We start from the raw sequence: 1,398 nt of genomic DNA on the forward strand, positions 1-1,398 counted from the left end.
TCCCGGGGCCCCTCCACCGTGCGGGCAGCGGCGCGGGCCTGAGGCGGGGCCCCGGGATCAGCGTCGTCGCGGACGCTCCAACACCCCGCGACTGACGTCGGCCAGCGTCCGCATCGCTCGTTCCGGAGTCAGGGCGTGCGCGGCATCCCGCGCTTCTCGGGCGAGCCGCTCGCGCAACGCCTCATCCGTCAGCACGCCCCGCAGCGCCGCGGCGAGCGCTTCCTCGTCGTCGTCCGGAACGAGGATGCCACCGCCCGCCGCGAGCATGTCGCGGGGGCCGTAGCGGATGTCCCACGCCACGACGGGCGTCCCGTGCGCGAGGGCTTCGGCGAGCGCGAGCCCCTGCCCCTCGAACGCCGACGTGGTGAGGTAGACCGCGGCCCGGTCGAGAACCGCCCCGGGGTCGCTCGTCAGACCGCGCAGCGCGACCGACCCGTCGAGGCCGAGCTCGACGACGAGGGCCTCGAGCGCCTCGCGCTGCGCCCCGGCTCCCCACAGCTCGAGCCGAGCGGACGGCACGTCGGCGCGCACCCGGGCGAAGGCGCGGATGGCGCGATCCAGCCGCTTCCCGGGGGCCAGCCGCCCCACCGCGACGATCAGTCCGGGTTCGCGCGCCGACGGGGGCACCACGGCATCCGGCCCCTCGACCGCGTGCGGGGCGACGACATCGTTCGCGGCGCGCCCGAAGCGTGCGCGCACGTCGTCGCGCTGATGCGCGGTCGGCCAGAGCACCGCGTCGAACCGGTCGGCGAGGGCGAACCAGCGCGTCCACAGGCCGTTGAGCGGAGCCTCGGCGGAGTAGGGCGCGTCGAGGTGGATCGTGTGGACCGTGTGCAGGATCCGCGTGTCGTCATCGCCCCACCCGACGATGAGCTCACCGAGCTGCCGCGACTCGCAGACCACGACGACGGGACGGTCGCGCCGCGCGCGCAGACGCGCGGACACGTGCGTGAGCCACGCCCGGTAGAGCGCACCGAAGCCGTCGACCACGCCGACGGGCTGGCCCGCGGCATCACGCACGACGATCGGCGCCGTGCTGAGGTGCCAATCGGGGTCGATCACGACCGGCAGGTCGACGGCGCCACCGGCGACGCGGCGGTACTCCAGCGACGCGTCCGCGGTTCCGGCTCGTGCGGCCGCGCGCACCCACGGTGCGGCCCCTCCGTCGGCGTCGACCGCCTCGTCGAACAGGTTGAGGAAGCTCTCGGATGCCGCCACCCCCCGCTCCTCGAAGGTCGCCCGGTGAGCGGCGTGCGCGTCGGCCTCGGCGGGGTCGACGGTCAGCAGAAGCGCTTCGGCGCCGGCGGCACGCATCTGCCGCGCGCGGGCGAGCGTCGAGATGGTGTAGCCGCCGTCGAGGTCGGGCACGAGCCGGCTCGACAGGATGAGGTACCACGC

Annotated in this window: 1 protein-coding gene; it reads right to left on the reverse strand. The window is 75.4% G+C overall.

Annotation, left to right across the window (positions count from 1 at the left end; genetic code table 11):
* Positions 1–57: 57 nt before the first annotated feature.
* Positions 58–1,398: glycosyltransferase (locus DBR36_RS12520; RefSeq protein WP_108319869.1), on the reverse strand; the 1,341-nt coding region annotated here is incomplete at its 5' end.

The sequence above is a fragment of the Microbacterium sp. HMWF026 genome, assembly GCF_003061325.1.
Taxonomy (GTDB): Bacteria; Actinomycetota; Actinomycetes; order Actinomycetales; family Microbacteriaceae; genus Microbacterium; species Microbacterium testaceum_E.